The organism is Actinomadura sp. NPDC049753, assembly GCF_040674655.1.
In the GTDB taxonomy this organism is placed as follows: domain Bacteria; phylum Actinomycetota; class Actinomycetes; order Streptosporangiales; family Streptosporangiaceae; genus Spirillospora; species Spirillospora verrucosospora.
The window spans coordinates 1-16,263 of sequence record NZ_JBFARL010000174.1 but is presented as its reverse complement, the minus strand read 5'-3'; the positions used below and the strand labels follow the sequence as shown (position 1 = coordinate 16,263).

Genomic DNA, 16,263 nt, shown 5'->3' with positions numbered 1-16,263 from the left:
CCAGGTAGCGAACGGACGGGTGTCCCCCACTTTAGAGTGGTGTGGACTCGCGTCAGCACGTGATCATCGGGAGGCGAGCTCGACGGCGGCGTGGCGCTCGGCGAGGCGGACGGCGACGCCGTCGGGCTCGGCGACGGGCTCGGGGAGGTCTTCGGCTTCTCCTTGCCCGCGGCCGACAGCGCGGCCTGCGCGTCCTTGATCCGCTTCCAGGCCTCGCCCATGCCCGGGTAGTCGCCCTTCTTCTGGGCGTTCTCGTAGTCGGCCACGGCGGCCTTCAGATCGTCGATCGCCTTCTGCGCCGACGCGCTCAGCTCCTCGCCCGGCGGGGCCTGCGACCCCGGCCGGGCCGGTGCGACGGAGCCTCCGAGCACCTGCTTCAACGCCTCGTCGAGCGTGTCCGCCGCCGCGATGCTCTCCCCGTACCGCACGAGGATCTTGCCGCGGATCGGGTAGGGCTGCTGCTCGGAGCCGCCCGCCGCCTTCGTGTACATCGGCTCCACGTACAGCAGGCCGCCCCCGAACGGGATCGTCAGCAGGTTGCCCGCAACGGTCTTCGTCCCGCCCTGCCGCAACGCGAACAGGTCGGCCTTCACCTTCGGATCAGTCTCGAACGAGTTCTGCACCTGGCCCGGCCCCGCCGCGTTGCGCGGCATCTGCAGGATCTGGATCTGCCCGTAGTCGCGCCCCGGGTTCGACCCCACCGACATGAACGCCGCGAGCTGAGGGTTGCCGCGCGGATTGAACACCGTGGTCAGCGAGAAGGACTGGGCGTCCTGGCCCGGCATCCGCAGGCTCTGGTAGTAGGGGGGCTGCTGCCTGCCCTTGGCGGACGGGTCCTCGGGCACCTCCCAGAAGCCCTCGCCGTTGTAGAACGCCGACGGGTCCGTCACGTGGTACTTCGTGAGGATCTTCCGCTGGACCTTGAACTGGTCCTGCGGGTAGCGGAAGTGCGACTCCAGCTCCGGCGGGATCGACGACCGCGGCTGCACCGTGCCGTCGAACACCTTCATCCACGTCTTGGTGATCGGGTCGTTCTCGTCCCACTGGTACAGGTGGACGGTGCCGTCGTAGGCGTCCACCGTCGCCTTCACCGAGTTGCGCAGGTAGTTGATGTGGTCGTTGGCCTGCCGCGCCACCGCCGACCGCGTGTCGGTGATCGTGTCGCGGGTGGCCTCCCCGAGGCTCATCTCCTCCGAGTACGGGTAGCTGTTGGACGTCGTGTAGCCGTCCACCACCCACAGGATGCGGCCGTTCACCACCGTCGGGTACGGGTCGCCGTCCAGCGTCAGCCACGGCGCCGCCTTCTGCACCATCCGCCGCGGCGACCGGTCGTAGAGGATCTTCGCGTTCTTGTTGATCGCGCCTGACAGCAGCAGGTTCTTGTCCTGGAACTTCGCCGAGTACAGCAGCCGGTGCGCGAACGAGTCGACCGGCACGCCGCCCTGGCCGTCGTAGGTGCTGCTCTGCTGCCCCGACGGGCTGTTGTCCGGGTAGTTCAGCTCCTGCTGGCCGCGCCCGCCGACCACCGAGTACCGCGGCGAGCGCTCACCGAAGTAGATCTCCGGCTGCGCCACCTTGATCGGCTGGTTCGGGGACGCCGGCATGTCCGGAGTGATGAAGGCCGGCTCCGTCGAGTCGAAACGGTCGCCGTACGCGGAGACGAACCCGTAGCCGTGCGTGTAGACCATGTGGTCCTTCACCCAGCTGCGCTGCCCCACCGGCGCCCCGGAGAGCTCGCGGAGCGCCACCACCGTGTCGACGAGCTTGCCGTCCACCTGGTAGCGGTCCACGTCCAGCGTGTCCGGGAACTGGTAGAACGGCCGGATCCGCTGCAACTGCTGGAACGTCTCGCCCACCACGTTCGGGTCGAGGACCCGCACCCCGCTCTGCCCGAGCTTCGCGGCCTCGTCCTGGAGGGCCTTCTTGTCGGTCACCGGCTGCGACCCGTACGGGACGACCCGCGCCCCGTCCACACCGTAGGCCTGGCGCGTGAACTCGATGTTGCGCTGGATGTACTGGCGCTCCTTGGCAAGCTCGTCGGGCTTCACCTGGAACTGCTGGATCAGCAGCGGGTACACCCCGCCCAGCAGGATCGCCGACAGCACCAGCAGCGTGAACCCGACGCCCGGCAGCATCATGCCGCGCCGCAGCAGGTTGCCGAAGAACATGGCGGCGCACAGCAGGGCTATCACGGCCAGGATCGTCTTCGCCGGCAGCAGCGCGTTCACGTCCGTGTAGGACGCGCCCGTCGCCGCCCCGCGCTCCGAATGCACCAGCCCGTACCGGTCGAACCAGTACGCGACCGCCTTCAGCAGGATGAACAACCCGAACAGCACCGACAGGTGCGCCCGCGCGGGCGGGCTCGCCTTGTCGCCCGGCCCCTGCAGCCGCAGCCCCCCGTACAGGTAGTGCACCATCACCGCGGCCAGGATCGACAAGATCACCGTCGCGAAGACCACCCCGATGACGAGGCGCAGGAACGGATACGTGAAGACGTAGAACGAGACGTCCTTGTGGAACTGCGGATCCTTCACGCCGAACGGCGTCCGGTTCAGGAACGCCAGCCACACCGGCCACTGGCCCGCCACCGACGACCCCGTCAGCATCCCCAGCACCCCGAGCAGGCCCCACGCGATCAGCCGCCGCCTCGGGTCGATCACCGCCCGGTAGCGCTCCAGGCCCTGCTGCTCCACCGACAGCGGGCGGTACGCCGGGCGCAGCCGGTACGCCACCGCCACGTTCGCGCCCACCACCAGCGCCATCAGCAGCCCCGCCCCGAAGAACAGGACCGCCTTCGCCCGCAGCTGCGTCGTGTAGACCGACGAGAAACCGATCGAGCGGTACCACAGCAGGTCCGTGTACACGGCCGCGAAAGTGAGGAACGCCACCAGCAGCGCGGCCAGCGCCACCAGCACCGGCAGCAGCGGCCGGGTCCGTCCGGTACCGAGCCGGCGCCCGAAACCGGGAGTCCGGAAGGTCAAGTGGCCCCTCCGATCGAGATCTCTCCCACCGGCCGCCCGCCGGTGCTGTAGATGCAACTTACCGACTGGGACGGGGGTTCCCGCACTTCCCCGAGCTGAATGGGGGAAAGATGGGCCCGTGAGTCTTCTGGAAGAAGTCGTGCTGGACCTCGAACGTCACTCGGCCCAGGAGGGCTGGGACAGCGCGCCCCGCATCTACGCCCTCGTCCGCAGCTCCGAACTGCGCCGCGCCGAGCCCGAACTCGCCGAACAGCTCGGCCTGCAGGAAGGCGCCGACACCCTCGCCGCCCTCGAACAGCCCGCCCTGCCCGACCAGGCCGGCGTCGAGGACGCCCTCGCCACCATCGCCTGGCCCGACACCGTCGAAGGCTGCGCCCTCGTCCTGGAACGGATCGTCCTGCCGCCCGAGGTCGAAGAGGAGATCCCCGAAGACGAGGCCCAGGCCGCCGAGTTCGCCGCGTCCCACCCCCGGCGCGAGGACGTACGCATGATCGTCGGCGTGCTGCGCGACGGCGCCCGGCACTCAGCCCTCCGGCTGCGCCGCCACGACACCGACGACGAAGTCCTCACCGGGCCCGACCTCGTCCCCGCCCTCGCCGAAGCCCTCGCCGCCACCCTCGAACCCGACGAGCCCGGCGCACCCGAGTGAATCCCGCCAGCACCCGAGTGAACGCCGCCGCCCCGGAGAGGTAGCCTGCGGGACGTGAGCCAAAGCGTTGCCGGCGGAGACGTCATCCGGCTGATCGGCGTGCGCGACACGCCCCTGTCCGTCGACGAGGTGTACGCCGCCGTCGGCGCCCCCGGCGCCGGCGGCACCGCCGTCTTCGCCGGCACCGTCCGCGACACCGACCACGCGCGCGCCGTCACCGCCCTCTCCTACAGCGCCCACCCCACCGCCGAACGCGAACTCCGCGCCGTCATGGAGAAGGTCGCCGCCGACTTCCCCGTCCTCGGCCTCGCCGCCGTCCACCGCGTCGGCGACCTGAGCATCGGCGACATCGCCGTCGTCGTCGCCGCGTCCTGCCCCCACCGCGAAGAGGCCTTCGCCGCCTGCCGCCGCCTCATCGACGACCTCAAGGCCACCGTCCCCATCTGGAAGCACCAGACCTTCGCCGACGGAGGCGACGAGTGGGTCGGGGCCTGCTGAGGGCCCGAACCGCATAGAGTTTCCGGCATGTCTCGTCGTGCCGCCACGCTCAGCCTCGCGAGCGTGCTCGTCCTCGTGCTCGCCCTCGTCGGCTCCGTCATGCGCGTCCCCTACGTCGCCCTGATGCCCGGCCCCACGAGCAACACCCTCGGCACGAACGACAAAGGCCAGCCCCTCATCCGGATCGAAGGCCGCCAGACCTACCCCGACCAGGGCCACCTCAACTTCACCACCGTCACCTACCGCGGCGGCCCCGGCGGGCGCATCGACCTGTTCACCGCCCTGCGCGGCTGGTTCGCCGGCGACACCGCCATCGTCCCCGAAGAGACGATCTTCCCGAAGAACGAGTCGCCCAAGCAGGTCGACCAGGAGAACACCCGGGCGATGCAGGACTCCCAGCAGAACGCCGAAGCCGCCGCCCTCCACGAACTCGGCGTCCCCCTCACCACCCGCGTCGTCGTCGACGGCGTCCAGAAGGGGCGCCCCGCCGACGGCGTCCTCAAACCCGGCGACGAGATCACCACCCTCGACGGCGCCGCCGTCACCAGCGTCTCCCAGGTCACCGGCACCATGGCCAAGCGCCCCATCGGCGCCCCCGTCACCCTCGCCTACACCCGCGACGGCAAGCAGGCCAAGGCCACCCTCAAGACCGTCGCCGACCCCAGCGGGAAGCGCGCCGTCGTCGGCATCGTCCTCTCCGACCAGTACAAGTTCCCCTTCAAGATCGACATCAGCATCGGCGACATCGGCGGCCCCTCCGCCGGCCTCATGTTCTCCCTCGCCATCGTCGACAAGCTCACCCCCGGCGCCCTCACCCAGGGCAAGTTCATCGCCGGCACCGGCACCATCACCCCCGACGGCAAGGTCGGCCCCATCGGCGGCATCCAGCAGAAGATGATCGCCGCGCGCCGGGCCGGCGCCACCGTCTTCCTCACCCCCAAGGACAACTGCGCCGACGCCGCCGGCTCCCGCCCCGACGGCCTCCGCCTCGTCCGCGCCGACACCCTCCACGACGCCGTCCAAGCCCTCAACGCCCTCACCAGCGGCAAAGGCGCCGTCCCCGCCTGCACCCGATGAGCGCCGTACGAACCACTCCCTCCCATGCCATAGACTTGAGACATCACCGCGGGGTGGAGCAGTTCGGTAGCTCGCTGGGCTCATAACCCAGAGGTCGCAGGTTCAAATCCTGCCCCCGCTACTGGTCTGGGGTCCCCTGGTCGCCGCTTGCGGCTTCCCGGGGACCCTTCGCATTTCGCCCGGGGGACGATCCCCCGGAGCCCCCTGGTGCCTCCGCCATCCCCCACCCGCCCGCCCCTGGGGCTTCGCCCCTAGACCCCCCTCGGGCTTCGCCCTTTCCCCGGTTTCGGTTCTTGCTTCTCGCGGGGCGATCACGGGTTGCGGAGCCAGACCCCCCGAGACTGCTCCTCGATCTCCCTCGGGGCTTGCGCTTGGCTTTCCGGCCCGGCTCCGCCGCTTGCTTCCTGGGTCGCCGGCCTGCCGCCTCGGGGGCCTGGGGCCTGGGGTCACCAGGCATAGGCCTCGGGGGCGGGCTTCGGGCCGTTGGGGGCGGGGGGCGGGAAGATCTCGTCCAGGCGGGCCAGGGTGCGGGGGTCCAGATCGATCTCCAGGGCTCGCAGCGTGCCGTCCAGCTGGTCCATCGTTCGCGGGCCGATGACCGGGCCGGTGACGCCCTCCTGGGCCAGCAGCCATGCCAGGCCGACGTGGGCGGGGTCCTCACCCAGGTCGGCGCACAGCTTCTCGTACGCCTCGACGGACCCCCGGCGCTCCTCCAGTGCGGCGGCCCACAGGCCCGTGCCGCTGCGGGCGGCGCTCCCCTCGCGCTCCTTGCGCAGGACGCCGCTGAGGACACCGCCGTGCAGCGGCGACCACGGGATCACGCCCAGGCCGTACTCCCGCGCGGCGGGCAGGACCTCCAGCTCGGCCCAGCGCGACATCAGGTTGTAGATCGACTGCTCGCTGACCAGACCGAGGAGATGCCGGTTCCGCGCGGCCTCCTGCGCCTGCGCGATGTGCCAGCCGGCGAAGTTGGACGATCCGAAATACAGCACCTTGCCCTGCTCGCGCAGGACGCTGAACGCCTCCCAGATCTCCTCCCACGGAGTGTTCCTGTCGATGTGGTGCATCTGGTACAGGTCGATGTAGTCGGTCCGCAACCGCTTCAGGGACGCCTCGACCGCGCGCCGGATGTGCAGCGCGGACAGCCCCCGGTCGTTGGGGCCGTCGCCCATCGGGCCGTAGACCTTCGTGGCGAGGACGGTCCTGTCGCGGCGGCCGCCACCGGTCGCGAACCACCGGCCGATGATCTGCTCGGTGCGGCCCGCGCCGTCCTCCCCGCCGTAGATGTCGGCGGTGTCGAAGAAGTTGATCCCGTGCTCGTGCGCCCGGTTCATGATCGCGTGGCTGTCCGCCTCGGACGTCCTCGTGCCGAAGTTCATGGTGCCGAGAACCAGCCGGGACACGGAGAGGCCGCTACGGCCAAGCCGGGTGTACTCCATGGGTTGCCCTCTCCTACTTGCGTCGTATCGGATGCGCTGAGGCTATAACTTGCAACATTCGTGTTGCAAGTCCTTGGGGAGATGGGACATTGCCGTATGCTTTCGCGTATGAAGACCCCTCGTCAGCCGAGGTCCGGAGGCGGGCGGCCGATGCGCGCGGACGCCGAGCGGACCGTGACGGCGATCCTGGAGGCGGCCGAACGCACCCTCGGCCGCGATCCGGCGGCCACGATGGAGCAGATCGCCGAGGCCGCGGGCGTCGCCCGCACCACGGTCCACCGGCGCTTCGCCACCCGCGAGGCGCTGATCCAGGCCCTCGCGGAGTGGGCCGCCCAGCGGTTCGCCGACGCGGTGGACGCCGCTCACCCGGACACGGCGCCGCCCCTGGTCGCCCTCTACCAGACGACTGCGAACGTCCTCGACGTCAAGGTCGGCTGGGGGTTCGCGATGAGCCAGGCGTCCTCGGCCGACCCCGAGGTGGCGAAGGTGTACGCCGACGTCCGGGAGACGTGCGAACGCATGTTCCGCCGCGCCCGGGAGGCGGGCGTCTTCCGCGACGACGTCGACATCTCCTGGACGCGCCGCGTCTACTACGCGCTGATCCACGAGGCGGCCGCGAACCGGGACGGGGATGACACCGGCACCCTCGCGACCCTCGTCGTGGACACCCTGCTCCGTGGCGCGGGCACTCCCCGTCCCGACCGCCTGTGACCCCCTTTCGGGGGTGGTGGGGATGTGGGTTCGTGTGGTTATGATCTGGCCCTGTCGCTCTCACCTGGGGTTTCTCGGGTCGGTGAGGGCTCTGGGGAAGGTGGCCTTGTGTCTGTTGTGGGGCGGGCTCGGCGGCATTCGGTGGGGGATCTGCTGCATCGGACGGCGCGGCGGGACCCTGGGAAGCTGGCCGTCGTCAGCGGGGAGCTGCGGGTCACCTACGCGGAGTTCGACGCCGCGGTGAACCGGGCCGCGCACGCGCTGGCGGCGCGGGGGCTCGGCAAGGGGGACCGGCTGGCGCTGCTCAGCCACAACTGCTGGCAGTACGCGGTGACGGTGTTCGCCACGGCCAAGCTCGGCGTGGTGCTCGTCCCGGTGAACTTCATGCTGAACGCCGAGGAGATCGCCTACATCCTCGGGCACTCGGGGGCGTCCGGGATCATCGCGGAGGACGCGCTCGCCGCGACCGCGGAGAAGGCGCTCGCCGCGGCCGGCGTCCAGGACGGGGTGCGCGGGTGGATCCCCCTGTCGGGCGCCGCGCCGGGCGAAGGGTGGGAGGACGTCGACGCCTGGTGGCGCGAGGGGCCCGTGACGGCGCCGGACGTCCCGGTCGAGGACGACGACCCGCTGCGGATCATGTACACGTCGGGGACCGAGTCGCGGCCCAAGGGCGTGGTGCTGACCAGCCGGTCCCTCGTCAGCCAGTACGTGAGCTGCGTGATCGACGGCGAGATGAGCGCCGACGACGTCGAGGCGCACACGCTGCCGATGTACCACTGCGCGCAGCTCGACTGCTTCTTCTCCGTCGACGTCTACCTGGGCGCCACCAGCATCATCCTGCCGGGGCCCGACCCCGCGGCGCTGCTGGAGACGATCGAGCGGGAGAAGGTCACCAAGCTCTTCTGCCCGCCGACCGTCTGGATCTCGCTGCTGCGCCACCCCGACTTCGAGCGGCGCGACCTGTCGAGCCTGCGGAAGGGCTACTACGGGGCGTCGCCCATGCCCGTCGAGGTGCTCCGGGAGCTGATGCGGCGGCTGCCGGACGTGCGGCTGTGGAACTTCTACGGGCAGACGGAGATGGCGCCGCTCGCCACCATCCTCAAGCCGCACGAGCAGCTCGAACGGGCCGGGAGCGCGGGGCGTGCGGCCCTCAACGTGGAGACCGTCCTCGTCGACGACGAAGGCGAGCCGGTGAGGGCCGGGGAGGTCGGCGAGATCGTCCACCGCAGCCCCCACGCCGCGCTCGGGTACTACCGCGACGAGGAGAAGACCGCCGAGGCGTTCCGGGGCGGATGGTTCCACTCCGGCGACCTCGGGATCATGACCGAGGACGGCTACCTGACGGTCGTCGACCGCAAGAAGGACATGATCAAGACCGGGGGCGAGAACGTCGCCAGCCGGGAGGTCGAGGAGGCCGTCTACGAGCTGGACGGCGTGGCCGAGGTCGCCGTCTTCGGAATCAGCCACCCGCACTGGATCGAAGCCGTCACGGCGGTGGTCGTGCCGAAGCCGGGCGCCGCTCTGACCGTGGACGACGTCCACGCCCACGCTCGTGAGCGTCTCGCCTCCTACAAGCGTCCCAAGTACGTCGTGCTCGCGGACGCGCTGCCCAAGAACCCCAGCGGCAAGATCCTCAAGCGGGATCTGCGGGAACGGCACGCGGGACTCGCGCAGGCCTGAGCCCTCTCCCTCACGCCAGGTGAGGGGCCAGGGTCAGGGCCAGGTGAAGGGTCAGGCGGTCTTGGCCGTCAGTGAGGGTCAGGGACGTCAGTTCCTCTATGCGGCGCAGGCGGTGGTAGAGGGTCTGGCGGTGGATGTTCAGGGTCTTCGCCGTCTCCTGGACGTTGCCCGCCAGGTCCAGGTAGGTGCGGGCTGTCGCGGCGAGATCCCTGTGCTGCAGAAGGCGTTCGGTTCCTGGTGTCTGGGTCGTCTGGGCCAGCGCCTCGTCGCCCGCGGTGCGGAGTAGGCGCAGGACGCCCAGGGACGTCCAGTCGCGGGTTTCGCCAGGGGCCGCGGTGCGGGCCGCCACGCGGGCTCTGAGCCAGCCCTCGTGGACGTCGTCCAAGGTGGGGCAGGGCGAGTACACGCCCGTCTGGACGGGGGCGTTGCGCTCTTCCAGGAGGCGGCGTGCGCGGGCCAGGGCCGCCGGGGCGTTGCCCGCGGGGAGGAGCAGAACGTGGTCGCGCTGCCACACCGTCGCCAGGACGGAGTGGGGGAGCAGCCACGGGTTCAGGGGCTCGGGGCTCGGGGTCCGCAGGACCGCCACCGTGAGGGGCGTGTCGGCCGCCCCCGCGTCGGTGAGGTCGTCGGCCGCCTGGGTCCGGACGTCGGGATGCGTGGACAGCAGGTCGGCGACCTTCCAGCCGAGGTCGTCGCGCTCGCGGGCCTGGCGGGCCATGAGGAGGCCGGCGCGCTCGCACAGGGGCATGGCCCGGGCCGCCTGGGGGTCGGTGATGCGCTGCCGGTCGTCCAGCAGCCACAGGTAGCCGTAGGTGACGTTGTTCCAGCGGACGGGCAGGCACAGGCGGGCGAGCTGGCCCAGCGCGGCGTCGGCCGGGATCCGGACCGGGCCCGTGGCGCGGGCGATGCCGTGGCGCTCGAAGCGGGCGCGGACGGCCCCGGTGGCGCGGCGGTGCAGGATCGAGTCCATCCGGACGGGGTCGATCGTGTCGCCGTGCGCGGCGTAGGCGACGAGATGGAAGTCGCGGTCCTCCAGGGTCGCGGGCGCGCCCAGGAGGTCGGCGGCCTGCTCCACGATTTCCTGGAGGTCGAGTGCCATCGCGGCTCCTTCGTACATCTGTATGAGGACGGGCCACCCTGAAAGTGGCGTTTGACTATAGGGGCTGCGCGGCGGTGCTCCTAACGTGCGAGGTGTTCCTTGACGTTGGAGGGTTCCATGCTCAGCCCGCTTCTTCTCGCCGCCGCGCGCAGCGGACGGATGCGCGATGTCATCACCTCCGTGCCGTTGACCAGGGGAGTCGTCGACCGGTTCGTCGCCGGGGACGATCTCGACGCCGCCCTTGAGGCCGTGCGGGAACTGCGGGACGGCGGGCTGGAGGTCACCCTCGACCACCTGGGGGAGGACACCCGTGAACCCGTCCAGGCGCGGGCCACCCGGGACGCGTACCTGCGCCTGTTCGAGGCGTTCGACGAGCACGGGCTCGCCGGGGGCTCCGACGCCTCGGTGAAGCTGTCCGCGCTCGGGCAGGCGCTGCCCGGCGACCTCGCGCTCGACCACGCGCGGGAGATCTGCTCCGCGGCGGGGCGGGTCGGCATGACCGTCACCCTCGACATGGAGGACCACACGACCGTGGACTCCACGCTGGAGATCCTCGGGAAGCTGCGGGTCGACTTCCCATGGGTGGGGGTCGCCGTCCAGGCGATGCTGCGGCGCACCGAGGGCGACCTGCGGGACCTCGTGGGCGAGGGGTCGCGCGTGCGGCTGGTCAAGGGCGCCTACGCCGAGCCCGCCTCGGTCGCGTTCCAGAGCGGGCACGAGGTGGACCGGGCGTACGTGCGGGCGCTGCGGCGGCTCATGCGGGGCGACGGGTACCCGATGGTCGCCAGCCACGACCCGCGCCTCATCGAGATCGCGCTCACCCTGGCCGCCGAGCGGTCGCCCTCCTCCTACGAGTTCCAGATGCTCTACGGCATCCGGGCCGCCGAGCAGCGGCGGCTCGCCGAGGCCCACCGGATGCGCGTCTACGTCCCCTACGGGGCCGACTGGTACGGCTACTTCATGCGGCGGCTCGCCGAGCGTCCCGCCAACCTCGCCTTCTTCCTCCGTTCGTTCGTCTCCCGCTAAGGAGTTTCCATGGACGCCGTCACCAACGTTCCGACGCCGGCGAACGAGCCGGTGCGCGGCTATGCGCCCGGCAGCGCCGAGCGGGCCCGGCTGGAGGCGAAGCTCGCCGAGCTGACCGCCGAGATCCCGATCGACCTGCCGATGACGATCGGGGGCGAGCGGCGCCTCGGGGCGGGCGCCAAGGTCGCCGTCGTCCAGCCGCACCGGCACGCGTCGGTCCTCGGCACCTTCGGCACCGCCACCGAGCAGGACGCGCGGGACGCGATAGCCGCGGCGCTCAAGGCCGCGCCCGCGTGGCGGTCGATGGCCTTCGACGACCGCGCCGCGATCTTCCTGCGGGCCGCCGACCTGCTCGCCGGGCCGTGGCGGGAGACGCTGCTGGCCGCGACCATGCTCGGGCAGTCCAAGACCGTCCAGCAGGCGGAGATCGACAGCCCCTGCGAGCTCGTCGACTTCTGGCGCTTCAACGTGCACTTCGCCCGGCGGATCCTCGCCGAGCAGCCGATCAGCAGCCCCGGCGTGTGGAACCGGTCCGACCACCGGCCGCTGGAGGGGTTCGTCTACGCGATCACCCCGTTCAACTTCACCGCGATCGCCGCGAACCTGCCGACCGCGCCCGCCCTGATGGGCAACGTCGTGGTGTGGAAGCCGTCCCCCACGCAGACGTACTCCGCCGTGCTGCTCATGAGGCTGCTGGAGGAGGCCGGGCTCCCGCCGGGCGTGATCAACCTCGTGACCGGCGACGGGCTCGCGGTCTCGGACGTGGCGCTCCAGCACCCCGACCTCGCCGGGATCCACTTCACCGGCTCCACCGCGACCTTCCAGCACCTGTGGAAGACCGTCGGCGCCAACATCGAGAAGTACCGCGGCTACCCGCGGGTCGTGGGGGAGACGGGCGGCAAGGACTTCGTCGTCGCGCACCCGTCCGCCGACCGGGCCGTCCTGAAGACGGCGCTCGTCCGCGGCGCCTTCGAGTACCAGGGCCAGAAGTGCTCCGCCGCGTCCCGCGCCTACATCCCCCGCTCCATCTGGGAGGACGGGTTCAAGGAGGAGCTGGCCGCCGAGGTCGACGGGCTCACCATGGGCGACGTCGCCGACCTGTCCAACTTCATGGGCGCCGTCATCGACGAGCGGGCCTTCGCCAAGAACAAGGCCGCCATCGAGCGCGCCCAGGGCGACCCGGACGTCGAGATCGTGGCCGGCGGCACCTGCGACGACTCCGTCGGGTACTTCGTCCGGCCCACCGTGCTCGTGTCCGGCGACCCGGAGAACGAGATCTTCCGGACCGAGTACTTCGGGCCGGTCCTCGGCGTGCACGTGTACGAGGACGACGCCTACGACGAGATGCTCGCCCAGATGGAGTCGGTCGCCGACTACGCCCTGACCGGCGCCGTCATCGCCACCGACCGGGCCGCGGCGGTGCACACCGCCGAGGTGCTCCGCTACGCCGCCGGCAACTTCTACATCAACGACAAGCCCACCGGCGCCGTCGTCGGGCAGCAGCCGTTCGGCGGCGCCCGGGCCTCCGGCACCAACGACAAGGCCGGTTCGGTCCTCAACCTGCTGCGCTGGACGTCCCCCCGCTCGATCAAGGAGACGTTCGTCCCGCCGACCGACTACCGGTACCCGCACATGGGGTAGGCGGTTCCTCCAGGCCTCGGCGGGGGGGGCCCCCCCGGGGGGGGGGGGGGCCCCCGCGGGGGGGGGGGGGGCCCCGCCTGCGTGACGGGGGCAGGATCCCCTCGCCCATCACAGCTAGTATCTGATCATTACTTTGAGTAATCTTTGCGGTGTGGGGAACCGTGCGACCAGGGCAGGCCGGCCGCGTGCGCGGGTGATGCGCGCGTGGGTGCTGGCGGCCATCCCCCTGGTGCTGCTGCTGCACGGGGTGAGCCACTCCAGCGGCCATCGCGGCAGCGCCGCGTACATCGCCGGCACCGACCGCCCGGCCGCCGCCGTGTCCTGCGCGACGTCGCCCGCCCATGACGCGGACGCCCTCCTCCAGCCGTCCTTCGAACACTGCGAGGCCGGCCACGGCACCTACTTCGGAGGTGCCGCGCACTTCCCGCCGAGCTGGACCGCCCCCACGGTGACCGCCGTGGCCCGACGCCCGGCGGCCGGCACCGGCAGGCCCCCGGCGGCCGGGGGCCCGGCGGTGCCGCTCCGCAACCGATCGCAGATCCTGCGCTGCTAGAACCGGACGCCCACGTGGACAGGCGCGCGGTCGAACGCGTGCGAGCTCCGCGTGCCCGCACACGGCCCCGTCCGGTTCGTCACCCGAAGCGAAGGATCCGCTCCCCCATGCAACCCCTGATCGACCATGCCCGCCTCGCCCCGCAGCGCCAGGGCGGCCACCGGACCGGCGGCGCGCCGGCCCCGGCGCCGCGGGCGATGTTCATCGCCTGCTCCGACGCCCGGCTCGTGCCGACCGAGCTGACCGGCGCCCGGCCGGGAGAACTGTTCGAACTCCGCACCGCCGGCAACGTCATCCCGCCGCACCGGATCGGACGGCTCACCGCCGAGGCCGCGACAGTGGAGTACGCCGTCAACGTGCTGCGCGTCACCGACCTGATCCTCTGCGGCCACACCCAGTGCGGCGCCGTCCAGGCGCGGACCCGGTCACAGGCCCCGCGGACGGCGCCGACGATGTGGCTGTGGCTGCTCCAGACCCACCACTGGCGCCGCCTGAACACCCCCGACGCGGACCCCGGCCACCAGCATCTGCTCGCCCAGGCGGACAAACTGCGCCGCTACCCGGCGGTGACCAAGAGTCTGCGCGCCAGACGCCTGCGCATGCACCTCTGGTACTACGACGTCGACACCGCGACCGTCTCGGCCTGCCAGGAGAACGGTGCCTTCGCTCCTCTCTGACGGAGGCCGCCTTCATGAGGCCCGCAGCCGCCCCTCGACACCCGTCGCCGGAAGCGAGACCCAGCCGCGGGTGAAGGGGGACTGGATGCGCACGGCGTTCTCCAGGTCCACTCCGATATGGGGGTGGGCCTGGAGAAGCTCCTCCAACGCGACACGGGCCTGGAGCTTCGCCAGGTGCGACCCGATGCAGAAGTGCACGCCGCTGGAGAAACCCAGGTGGCGCCGAATCTCACGGGTGACGTCAAGCTCGTCGGCCGACGGGCCGAACTCGCGCTCGTCCCGGTTCGCCGACCCCAACAGCATCATCACCTTCTCGCCCTCCGGGATCCGCGTCCCGTGGAGCGTCATCGGGCGCGTGGTCGTCCGGGCCAGCGCCTGCACGGAGCTCTCCAGGCGCAGGAACTCCATCAGCGCGTTCGGTATCAGCGACGGGTCGGCCGCCAGGCGCTCACGCTGCGCGTGGGCGCCGTCCAGCAGCGCCACGCCGTGCGAGATCAGGTTCCCGGTCGTGTCGTTGCCGCCCGCAACCATGACGAAGCAGAACCCGAGGACGTCCCAGTCGGTGAGGCGCTCCCCGTCCGCCTCCGCGGCCACCAGCGCGCTGACCAGGTCGTCGGACGGGTCGGCGCGGCGCGCGGCGATCACGTCGCTGAAGTAGCCGAACATCTCCGCCACCGCGTTCACCGCCCCCTCCCGCGCCGAGTGCAGGCCGAACCCCTCGTCCTGCAAGGTCGTGAGGGCGGATACCCACGGATCGAACCTCGCGCGGTCGGCCTCCGGGACGCCGAGCAGGTGCGCCAGCGCGAACGTCGGCAGCGGCGAGGAGAAGTCCCGGTGCAGGTCGGGCGTCTCGCCGTCGGCGGCCCTGCGCTCCATCACCGCGATCCGGGACCGGACGAACCCGCGGAGCATGCCTTCGAGCGCCGCCGTCCGGCGCGGCGTGAACCCGTGACTGATCAGGCGCCGCAGCACCGTGTGCCGCGGCGGATCCAGCATCACGATCGTCGGGGCCAGACCCAGCGTGCCGATCTCGTCCGGATGGAACGTCAGGCCCTGCGCCGACGAGAACGCCTCCGAGTCCCGCGTCGCCGCCCAGACGTCCTCGAACCGCGACAGCGCCCAGAACGGCGGCTCCCCGTGGCGGTGCACCGGCTCCTCGTCCCGGAGCCGCCGGTAGGCCGGATAGGGATCGGCCTGGAAGCCGGCATCGAAGGGATCGTAGACGTCCGCCATGCCCGCCTCCGGTTATAACAGGCGCCGTTATTAACGCCCCCTGTTAGTATCACCGGCGTGCCGAAGGACGCAAGAGCCACCCGCGACGCCCTCATCCACGCCGGCGCCCACCTCTTCGCCGCCCACGGCATCGACGCCACCCGCACCCGCGACATCGTCGCCCTCGCCGGACAAGCCAACGACTCCGCCGTCACCTACCACTTCGGCTCCCGCGACGGCCTCCTCAACGCCATCCTCCGCGCCGGCATCACCCGCATGGAACCCGCCCGCGCCGCCACCCTCCCCACCCTCCACCCCGACGACCCCCACACCATCGTCGACGCCATCGTCCGCCCCACAGCCGACGAACTCCGCACCCCCCACGGCCGCGACTTCCTCCGCATCACCGCCCAACTCGCCGGACGCGCCGGAATCCGCGACCACCAAACCCCACCCCTCCTCCACGACACCGCCCTCCAACACCAACTCCACATCCTCGAAACCGCCTGCCGCGCCACCCTCCCCGAACCCCTCGCCCTCGAACGCATCTCCCTCTTCATCGCCTTCCTCACCGCCGCCCTAGCCGACCGCGCCACCCGCACCCACCACCCCCGAACACCCCCACCCGCCCCCGAACACGACACCTTCACCACCGACCTCACCGCCATGCTCACCGCCGCCCTCCAAGCCCCCCACCCCAACCCGTTTGCCTAACCACCCCCCACCCCATACAGTTAAGACATCACCGCGGGGTGGAGCAGTTCGGTAGCTCGCTGGGCTCATAACCCAGAGGTCGCAGGTTCAAATCCTGCCCCCGCTACTGGTCCTAGGGTCCTCTTGGTCGCCGCTTTGCGGCTTCCCCCAAGGGGACCCTTCGCATTTCGCCCGGGGGGGCGACCCCCCGGATCCCCCCGTTCCTCCGCCTCCCCCACCCGCCCGCCCCTGGGGCTCCGCCCCTAGACCCCCCTCGGGCTTCGCCCCTCGTTTCCCCTCGGGCACCGCTCCTCGGCCCCCTCCGGC

The 16,263-nt window shown here is 71.3% G+C and carries 14 protein-coding genes and 2 tRNA genes; 12 read left to right on the top strand and 4 right to left on the bottom strand.

The window, feature by feature from the left end; all coding sequences use genetic code 11:
- On the bottom strand, positions 1-2,981 hold a 2,981-nt coding region (locus AB0K37_RS32180), incomplete at its 3' end, for a UPF0182 family protein (RefSeq protein ID WP_363987392.1).
- Positions 2,982-3,099: 118 nt separating this feature from the next.
- Between AB0K37_RS32180 and AB0K37_RS32175 the strand changes: the two genes are divergently transcribed.
- The 4 genes from AB0K37_RS32175 (at position 3,100) to AB0K37_RS32160 (ending at position 5,326) form a co-directional block, all read left to right on the top strand.
- Positions 3,100-3,630 (top strand): PPA1309 family protein, encoded by a 531-nt coding sequence (locus AB0K37_RS32175; RefSeq protein WP_363987390.1) that lies wholly within the window; start codon positions 3,100-3,102, stop codon positions 3,628-3,630.
- 54 nt (positions 3,631-3,684) lie between these two features.
- On the top strand, positions 3,685-4,128 hold the full coding sequence (locus tag AB0K37_RS32170; RefSeq protein ID WP_363987388.1) for a molybdenum cofactor biosynthesis protein MoaE: 444 nt from the start codon (positions 3,685-3,687) through the stop codon (positions 4,126-4,128).
- 27 nt (positions 4,129-4,155) lie between these two features.
- Complete coding sequence (locus AB0K37_RS32165; protein ID WP_363987386.1) at positions 4,156-5,205, top strand: PDZ domain-containing protein; 1,050 nt, start codon at positions 4,156-4,158, stop codon at positions 5,203-5,205.
- Positions 5,206-5,252: 47 nt separating this feature from the next.
- Positions 5,253-5,326: transfer RNA gene (locus AB0K37_RS32160), tRNA-Met, on the top strand.
- A gap of 325 nt (positions 5,327-5,651) precedes the next feature.
- Here AB0K37_RS32160 and AB0K37_RS32155 read toward each other — a convergent pair.
- Positions 5,652-6,644, bottom strand: coding sequence for an aldo/keto reductase (locus AB0K37_RS32155; protein WP_363987384.1), 993 nt, complete (start codon positions 6,642-6,644; stop codon positions 5,652-5,654).
- A gap of 108 nt (positions 6,645-6,752) precedes the next feature.
- On the opposite strand from AB0K37_RS32155, the gene AB0K37_RS32150 reads away from it, so the two are divergent.
- Positions 6,753-7,355, top strand: a complete 603-nt coding sequence (locus AB0K37_RS32150) for a TetR/AcrR family transcriptional regulator (protein WP_363987382.1) — start codon at positions 6,753-6,755, stop codon at positions 7,353-7,355.
- Positions 7,356-7,463: 108 nt separating this feature from the next.
- Positions 7,464-9,035, top strand: coding sequence for an acyl-CoA synthetase (locus tag AB0K37_RS32145; protein WP_363987381.1), 1,572 nt, complete (start codon positions 7,464-7,466; stop codon positions 9,033-9,035).
- Positions 9,036-9,045: 10 nt separating this feature from the next.
- On the opposite strand, the gene AB0K37_RS32140 is transcribed toward AB0K37_RS32145, so the two are convergent.
- Positions 9,046-10,134: a helix-turn-helix domain-containing protein gene (locus AB0K37_RS32140; RefSeq protein ID WP_363987379.1), complete on the bottom strand. Its 1,089-nt coding sequence runs from the start codon at positions 10,132-10,134 to the stop codon at positions 9,046-9,048.
- A 117-nt stretch (positions 10,135-10,251) separates the two neighbouring features.
- Between AB0K37_RS32140 and AB0K37_RS32135 the strand changes: the two genes are divergently transcribed.
- From AB0K37_RS32135 to AB0K37_RS32120, 4 genes are all read left to right on the top strand, one after another.
- Positions 10,252-11,160, top strand: coding sequence for a proline dehydrogenase family protein (locus AB0K37_RS32135; protein ID WP_363987377.1), 909 nt, complete (start codon positions 10,252-10,254; stop codon positions 11,158-11,160).
- 9 nt (positions 11,161-11,169) lie between these two features.
- A complete protein-coding gene (gene pruA, locus AB0K37_RS32130; RefSeq protein WP_363987376.1) occupies positions 11,170-12,801 on the top strand; it encodes an L-glutamate gamma-semialdehyde dehydrogenase in 1,632 nt (543 codons plus the stop codon).
- Positions 12,802-12,952: 151 nt separating this feature from the next.
- Positions 12,953-13,354, top strand: a complete 402-nt coding sequence (locus tag AB0K37_RS32125) for a hypothetical protein (protein WP_363987374.1) — start codon at positions 12,953-12,955, stop codon at positions 13,352-13,354.
- Positions 13,355-13,461: 107 nt separating this feature from the next.
- Entirely contained in the window at positions 13,462-14,031 is a 570-nt protein-coding gene (locus AB0K37_RS32120; RefSeq protein WP_363987373.1) for a carbonic anhydrase, read from the top strand.
- 12 nt (positions 14,032-14,043) lie between these two features.
- On the opposite strand, the gene AB0K37_RS32115 is transcribed toward AB0K37_RS32120, so the two are convergent.
- Entirely contained in the window at positions 14,044-15,264 is a 1,221-nt protein-coding gene (locus AB0K37_RS32115; RefSeq protein ID WP_363987372.1) for a cytochrome P450, read from the bottom strand.
- A gap of 57 nt (positions 15,265-15,321) precedes the next feature.
- Here AB0K37_RS32115 and AB0K37_RS32110 point away from each other — a divergent pair, with 57 nt between their 5' ends.
- A complete protein-coding gene (locus AB0K37_RS32110) occupies positions 15,322-15,957 on the top strand; it encodes a helix-turn-helix domain-containing protein (protein ID WP_363987371.1) in 636 nt (211 codons plus the stop codon).
- A 32-nt stretch (positions 15,958-15,989) separates the two neighbouring features.
- A tRNA-Met gene (locus AB0K37_RS32105) sits at positions 15,990-16,063 on the top strand.
- Positions 16,064-16,263 lie beyond the last annotated feature (200 nt).

What these genes read in the sequence shown, in the direction of transcription:
- AB0K37_RS32165 (WP_363987386.1), top strand. Translation starts at nt 4,156, where the DNA reads ATGTCTCGTCGTGCCGCCACGCTCAGCCTCGCGAGCGTGCTCGTCCTC.
- AB0K37_RS32155 (WP_363987384.1), bottom strand. Translation starts at nt 6,644, where the DNA reads ATGGAGTACACCCGGCTTGGCCGTAGCGGCCTCTCCGTGTCCCGGCTG.
- AB0K37_RS32150 (WP_363987382.1), top strand. Translation starts at nt 6,753, where the DNA reads ATGAAGACCCCTCGTCAGCCGAGGTCCGGAGGCGGGCGGCCGATGCGC.
- AB0K37_RS32140 (WP_363987379.1), bottom strand. Translation starts at nt 10,134, where the DNA reads ATGGCACTCGACCTCCAGGAAATCGTGGAGCAGGCCGCCGACCTCCTG.
- AB0K37_RS32135 (WP_363987377.1), top strand. Translation starts at nt 10,252, where the DNA reads ATGCTCAGCCCGCTTCTTCTCGCCGCCGCGCGCAGCGGACGGATGCGC.
- pruA (WP_363987376.1), top strand. Translation starts at nt 11,170, where the DNA reads ATGGACGCCGTCACCAACGTTCCGACGCCGGCGAACGAGCCGGTGCGC.
- AB0K37_RS32120 (WP_363987373.1), top strand. Translation starts at nt 13,462, where the DNA reads ATGCAACCCCTGATCGACCATGCCCGCCTCGCCCCGCAGCGCCAGGGC.
- AB0K37_RS32115 (WP_363987372.1), bottom strand. Translation starts at nt 15,264, where the DNA reads ATGGCGGACGTCTACGATCCCTTCGATGCCGGCTTCCAGGCCGATCCC.